Consider the following 6,528-nt stretch of genomic DNA (forward strand, 5'->3'; position numbering starts at 1 on the left):
GGCCTAACAAACGGCTCAAGAGGGATTGCCAACGCTTGGCGACTTTAGTGCAAAATTGAAGTTCAGTGTTTACAGTGGTTTTTTGAGTTCGGCGGTGCGTTGTCAACCCCTTAGCCGGGCGTTAGGCTATTGAGGAGAATTTGAGCTTGAAAACAGTTTGCGTAGCTCTAAGTATGTTGCTTATTTTATCGCTTGCATATGCAGCAGTTGTTCCTGATTTTCAGGGGCATTATGAGCGGTATAACAATGATCAATTGGATACTGACACTGCCTTTATTGACTTAACTAAGGTGGGTTCGAACACCTACGAACTATCAGGGACATCAGTTTGGGTAGGTGACTCTTCTTCTGGCCTTGTAAATTTTGGAGAAATCGACGGAATTGTAACGTTAAAAGGTAATCAAATAGACTATGACGTTGACGGCTGTACTCTCCAAATTTTATTAGAGCAAGATACCCTCGTAGTGAGCAAAGACAACGGTTGTGGCGGGCTAAATGTCACCTTCAATGGGACGTACGTGAGAACCCCAGAGAGTCAATAACCTAACAAACAATTTAAGTGGATTCTCAACGCGTGGCAGTTTTACGATGCGTCAGGTAAAGTGTTTACGGTGCAATGCAGTGGCTTGGCCAGTGCGTTGTTCACCACTTAATTGGGCGTTATATTTTTTTCATAATCTAGGAGAAACCAATGGCTCATATTCCAGAAGAAGCGCATGTTGTTGCCTACTATTTGGCAAAATTCCCAGATTCTTATAAAAATCTTGAGCCTAATAAAAATATGACGAATTTACTTATTAGTTACTCTCGATTCTTTTTTATGCCAGATAGTTCACTGAAGAGACTGCGAGATGAGTACGACGCTTTTTTTCCTTATAGAGCAGGATATAAAGGCGCTGATACGAGAGCATCTCGTGTAAAAGTTAATGAATCTCTTAAAAATCTAAGTGAGTCTGAACTGCATGAAAGAGTACTGAATATTGTAAATGAAGACTCTGCTGTATTACCGGAAGTCGAAACCGACACGCCTTTGTGGGAAGGGAGAAGGGTTCAAATTCTAGTCAATAAATTTGAAAGAAATCGGTATGCACGTGCCGCTTGTATTGAGCATCATGGATTAAAGTGTCAATGCTGCTCAAATAATATGGGTGAAATTTACGGGGCAATTGCTGAAGGTATTATTGAGGTTCACCATATCAAACCTATTTCCGAAATTGGTGTTGATTATCAAATTGATCCTATCACTGATTTAATCCCTCTGTGCCCTAATTGTCATAGAGTTGTACATAAACGAAATCCGCCTTATACAGTCGAAGAAGTGCGATCAGCGTTAAGAAAAATATAACAAAGCGTTTAAGACGGATTCCCAACGCTTGGCATTTTCGGTTTGAATCAGCTTTAGTGTTTACGGCACAATGGTTTAGGTAGGGTGGTAGCGTTGCTCACCACTTAACGCGGCGTTATGTATATTTTTGAATTTTAGAGTATAGAATGAATAAAAAAGAAGAGTCATCAGCTCCAGCGTACACACAGAAAGGGTATGCAGAACAGCTAAATTATCAGTTGTGGTCAACCTCTAGAATTAGATTTGCAGCTGCTAAGAGATTGAGAGAGAAGAATCAGCTATCAAATCAAATGATCGCTTATTCATCTGCATACGTAATTTTGTTGTCAATCATTCAAATTTTCATTGAGAATGATTCACTAAATTCGTTTCTAACCGTTATTAACGTTTTCTTCGCAATAGTAATATTGGTTGTTTCTCAACTCGAATCCGCTGCAGATTATAGTCTTAGGTCAAATAAATTTAACGAGTGTGGTTTGAAAGTTAGTCGATTATATAGCGAGTTGAGAAGACTAAAAAAAGACGATTGTGGTTTAGATGCGTCAGAGTTTTCTAAAAAGGTAGCAGCTATTGATGAACAGTATGGAGAGTTGCTTTTTCGGTATGAAAATCATGAAGATATTGACTATCTAATGTTTAAAGCAAGCTATCCAAATTATGAGGATCACAAGTTAAGTCCTAAGGACGTAACTGCAATTAAAAGGTCATATTGTTGGAGGGTTAAAGGTTTTGCGCTCTCGTTAATGTATTTTCCTCCGATACTTTTACTTTCACTTGCTGTATGGCAAATACTGTTAAAACCAAGCCCAAAAGATACTCTTGAATACATTTTTATATCTTGTTTCTCAAATTTTTGGGGATTTGCATAAATATACATAACAAACGCTTTAAGAGGGACTTCCAACGCGTAGCATTTTTACTGTGCGTTGACTTCGGTGGTTTCAGTGTTATGCGGAAACTTGGTAGTAGCGTTGTCAGCCCCTTAAGCGGGCGTTATGTTTTTAAGAGGAAATCATGTTTACATTGGATGTTGATACCGATCTGAAACTGGCTTTGGTTACTCCCAAGTTTGCTTCGGCCTATCTTGAAATTGTCAGTCGAGAGAGGGAATACTTGAGTCAATGGTTAGCTTGGCCTCCTCATGCAAGCAATGAAGAGTTTTTTCTTAGCTTTATCAAAAGTTCATTGCATGATTATGCTGATGGAAAATCCTTGGTTTGTGGGATGATTTACCAAGATAAGTTGGTTGGAAATATCAGTTTTAACAGTATTAACCGTCAACTTAAAAAAGTAGAGATTGGCTACTGGTTAAGCTCTGAATACCAAGGTAAAGGTATCGTGAGTAAGTCGGTTTTAAAACTGACCGACTTGGCTTTTACTGAGTTTGATATGGAAAAGGTTCAGATATCAGCAGCAAGCGAAAATATTCCAAGTCGTAATGTATGTGAACGTTTAGGTTTCTCGCTTGAGGGTATAATCAGTCGCGCAGAAAATTTGAATGGCCGAGTTGTAGATCATGCTGTTTATGGTCTAAATCGTACCAATTGGCCCAAAACATAACAAACGCTTCAAGAGGGACAGCCAACGCGCGGCATTTTTACTATGCGTTGGTTTTTGTGATTACAGTGTTATGCGGTAAGTTGGTAGTAGCGTTGTCTGCCCCTTAAGCGGGCGTTATGGCGCAAGGTGAAAAATGGATACTATCGTTGATTTAGTTAGAAAAGATCCCGTTCGATTTGAAGCACTGGAATGTGTTTACCAGCTTGAATTGCCTCAGTGCTACATAGCCGCAGGTTTTGTGCGAAACCTTGTCTGGGACTTTTTACATCGCAACGTAAAGCCGACGCCATTAAACGATATTGATGTCATTTTCTTCGATGCTGATTGTGTCGATTCAGATTATGAAAAATCACTTGAACTCAAGTTATCGGAGCAAATGCCCCAGATCAATTGGCAAGTGAAAAATCAAGCCAAGATGCACTTACAAAATGGCGACGATCCTTACCAAAGCACATTGGATGCCATGAGCTATTGGCCTGAAAAAGAAACGGCGGTAGCAGTGAGAAAAGTCGAGCACGATCATTATGAATGTATATCAGCCTTTGGTTTCGAGAGTTTATTTCAAGCTTTAATCACACATAATCCTAAACAAGCATATGGAACCTTCGAAAATCGAGTAAAGTCAAAGGGTTGGTTAGTTATGTGGCCTAACTTGAGAATTGCGCCATAACAAACGCTTCAAGAGGGACAGCCAACGCATGGCATTTTTATTATGCGTTGGTTTGTGTGATTACGGTGTTATGCGGAAAGTCAGTAATAGCGTTGTCTGCCCCTTAAGCGGGCGTTAGGCAAAGTGAGTTTTTATCAGCTAAATCGGGTTTGAATTGAACGGTGAATTCCATGTTCTCATGGCTGGACTTAAGCAATAAATCGTCATCACATATTTGTTGTTTCTTGATCGTGTTGGGTTGCTTTTCGTTGTGAATTTAGCGGCAAAATAATCTTCAGCATCCAAACGTCCGCCGAGAATGCTACGCTCGTCACTTTTCTTCCAAATCGCTCAATTTGAGTTTTTTGTTTCTTTGCTGATTCAGCATTTTGGTTTATAAATGAATCGGTTAGTTGGTTTTAAGTTTATAAAAAAGTTCGTTCTTTAGTTTTGAAAGTGTCGGTGTCAATCGGTTGGCCTAACAAACGGCTCAAGAGGGATTGCCAACGCTTGGCGACTTTAGTACAAAATTGAAGCTCAGTGTTTACGGTGTGTTTTTTGAGTTCGGCAGTGCGTTGTTAACCCCTTAGCCGGGCGTTAAACGTCGTTATAGTTCGGTGGTTATAATTTTTTATTTAATTACCAGTATGAATTTATAGACATATACATCCTCTTTGGTAAGAATACTTTATTCTTAACTATCTGAGGCATAAGTAAATGAAAGGTACCATCATCGATTTTAATGAGTTGGATCGAACTGGATTAATCTCGGGCGAAGACGGCATTCGCTATCCACTCAATATTAATGAATGGAAGGCAGGGCAGCTTCCTAAATCAGGAATGGCTGTAGACTTTTCTGTGGAAAATGATGAAGCGAAAGCTATTTATCTGATATCTACAAGCGTAGGTTCCTCGAAGAAAATTGCTGCTGCTCTGCTTGCTTTTTTCTTTGGGGCGCTAGGCGCTCATAAATTTTATTTAGGGTATACCAAACAAGGTTTAATAATGCTGCTGGCATTCTTATTTGGTTTTGTATTGCTTGGATTGCCTTCAATAGTCATAGGTGTTATTGCTTTTGTTGAGTTTATTATTTATCTCACTAAATCAGATGAAGATTTTGAAAAAACATATGTGACGGGACGTAAGGATTGGTTCTAATATACTGATGTAATTACGTTTAACAAACGGCTCAAGAGGGATTGCCAACGCGTGGCGGCTTTAGTACAAAATTAAAGTTCAGTGTTTACGGTGTGTTTTTTGAGTTCGGTTGTGCGTTGTCAACCCCTTAGCCGGGCGTTATGCAACTCAGGTAAATTTAGGAGTTCAATCTTTTGGGATTTCTCCGGCCATTCGTTTTGTGTTGTCGGCAAATGAGCATTTTTACCCTAAAATTCTTGGTTAACTCAAACCGTAAAACAGGCAAAGTTCTTTGTTTGCCTCAATGAGTTTTGGTGCTGGTTTATTGGCAATTCAGCGTGCGCAAAGTGTGGAAAGGGTAAGTTTATCGAGCATTTTGTACTTGCTGAAGATTTCGCCCGTTGAACTTGTCTGTTCCAAAAGCTTGGTTTGTTGCTGAAAGGTGGACTTTGTTTTGGCGGCTTATTTATCTCGGCTCCTACTTGGGTTGATTCTTGAATCACTCAACCTTTGCGATTGTGGCTTTTGGTTGTGTAAAATTAGTTTATCTCATTGAATTTGCATAACAAACGGCTCAAGATGGATTGCCAACGCGTGGCGACTTTAGTGCAAAATTGCAGTTCAGTGTTTACAATGTGTTTTTTGAGTTCGGCGGTGCGTTGTCAACCCCTTAGCCGGGCGTTAGTTTGCTTCAAAGAATAGGGAAGTATCGTGGAAGAAAAACGAATCAGTATTAGACCAGCAAAATCAAATGAACTGGAATCAATCCATGCTTTGGTTACTTCAAACGATGCATGGACTCAGTTTAATGGTCCATATTTTCCGTACTCTCACCCTTCATTAAAGCAGTTTGAAAAGTCTTCGTTTCAACGGTTATTAGTCGGCTCAGATTTACAGTTAATCACTGTCGATGATACTCCGATAGGGACAGTCAGTTGTTATTGGGAATGTGAAGAAACTCGCTGGCTTGAAGCTGGTGTGGTGATCTACGATTCCAAATTCTGGGGGCAAGGTATCGCTGCGTTGGCTCTTCCTCAATGGATATCATACTTGTTCAAAAATAACACAATCGAAAGGGTCGGTTTGACAACATGGTCAGGCAATTCGCGCATGATGTCTCTGGCGCTGAAGTTGGGTTTTCAACAAGAAGCAAGGCTAAGAAAAGTACGTTACTATGAAGGCGAGTATTACGATTCAGTGAAATATGGGGTGTTGCGTTCGGAGTGGCAAGAACGCAACTAACAAAGCATTTAAGAGTGATTCGCAACGCTTGGCAGTTTCGCTTCGCTCAAGTATAGCCAAGCGCCGCTCACACCTTAATGCGGCGTTATGCAACTCAGGTAAATTTAGGGGTTCAATCTTTTGGATTTCTCCGGCCATTCGTTTTGAGCTGTCGGCAAATGAGCTTTTTTACCCTAAAATTCGTGGTTTACTCAAGCCGTAAAACAGGCAAGGTTCTTTGTTTGCCTCAATCAGTTTTAGCGCTGGCGCGTTGTAAATTCAGTGGGCGCAAAGTGTGGAAAGTGCAAGTTTATCGAGCGTTTTGCACTTGCTGAATTTTTCGCCCGTTGAACTTGTCTGTTCCAAAAGCTTGGTTTGTTGCTGAAGGGTGGACTTTGTTTTGGCGGCTTATTTATCACAGTTCTTGCTTGGGTTGATTCTTGAATCACTCAACCATTGCAATTGTGGTTTTTGATCGAGTAAAGTCATTTTATCTCATTGAATTTGCATAACAAACGGCTCAAGAGGGATTGCCAACGCGTGGCGACTTTAGTGCAAAATTGAAGTTCAGTGTTTACGGTGTGTTTTTTGAGTTCGGCGGTGCGTTGTCAACCCC

General features: G+C 40.3%; 7 protein-coding genes. All 7 read left to right on the forward strand.

Going from position 1 to position 6,528, the window contains the following annotated elements:
• Positions 1–146 precede the first annotated feature (146 nt).
• The 7 genes from AACQ79_RS10950 (at position 147) to AACQ79_RS10980 (ending at position 5,933) form a co-directional block, all read left to right on the forward strand.
• Positions 147–542, forward strand: coding sequence for a hypothetical protein (locus tag AACQ79_RS10950; protein ID WP_170899860.1), 396 nt, complete (start codon positions 147–149; stop codon positions 540–542).
• A 149-nt stretch (positions 543–691) separates the two neighbouring features.
• On the forward strand, positions 692–1,345 hold the full coding sequence (locus tag AACQ79_RS10955) for an HNH endonuclease (protein ID WP_170899861.1): 654 nt from the start codon (positions 692–694) through the stop codon (positions 1,343–1,345).
• A 146-nt stretch (positions 1,346–1,491) separates the two neighbouring features.
• Complete coding sequence (locus tag AACQ79_RS10960) at positions 1,492–2,214, forward strand: SLATT domain-containing protein (protein ID WP_170899862.1); 723 nt, start codon at positions 1,492–1,494, stop codon at positions 2,212–2,214.
• A gap of 145 nt (positions 2,215–2,359) precedes the next feature.
• The gene (locus AACQ79_RS10965) at positions 2,360–2,905 is read left to right on the forward strand and encodes a GNAT family N-acetyltransferase (RefSeq protein ID WP_064626911.1); all 546 of its coding nucleotides are present in this window, start codon (positions 2,360–2,362) and stop codon (positions 2,903–2,905) included.
• A 133-nt stretch (positions 2,906–3,038) separates the two neighbouring features.
• Positions 3,039–3,575 (forward strand): nucleotidyltransferase family protein, encoded by a 537-nt coding sequence (locus tag AACQ79_RS10970; protein ID WP_170899863.1) that lies wholly within the window; start codon positions 3,039–3,041, stop codon positions 3,573–3,575.
• 696 nt (positions 3,576–4,271) lie between these two features.
• On the forward strand, positions 4,272–4,712 hold the full coding sequence (locus tag AACQ79_RS10975; RefSeq protein ID WP_017046221.1) for a TM2 domain-containing protein: 441 nt from the start codon (positions 4,272–4,274) through the stop codon (positions 4,710–4,712).
• Positions 4,713–5,402: 690 nt separating this feature from the next.
• Positions 5,403–5,933 (forward strand): GNAT family N-acetyltransferase, encoded by a 531-nt coding sequence (locus AACQ79_RS10980; RefSeq protein ID WP_170899864.1) that lies wholly within the window; start codon positions 5,403–5,405, stop codon positions 5,931–5,933.
• Positions 5,934–6,528: the final 595 nt, after the last annotated feature.

Source organism: Vibrio sp. 3-2(1) (assembly GCF_963887575.1).
Classification (GTDB): Bacteria; Pseudomonadota; Gammaproteobacteria; order Enterobacterales; family Vibrionaceae; genus Vibrio; species Vibrio anguillarum.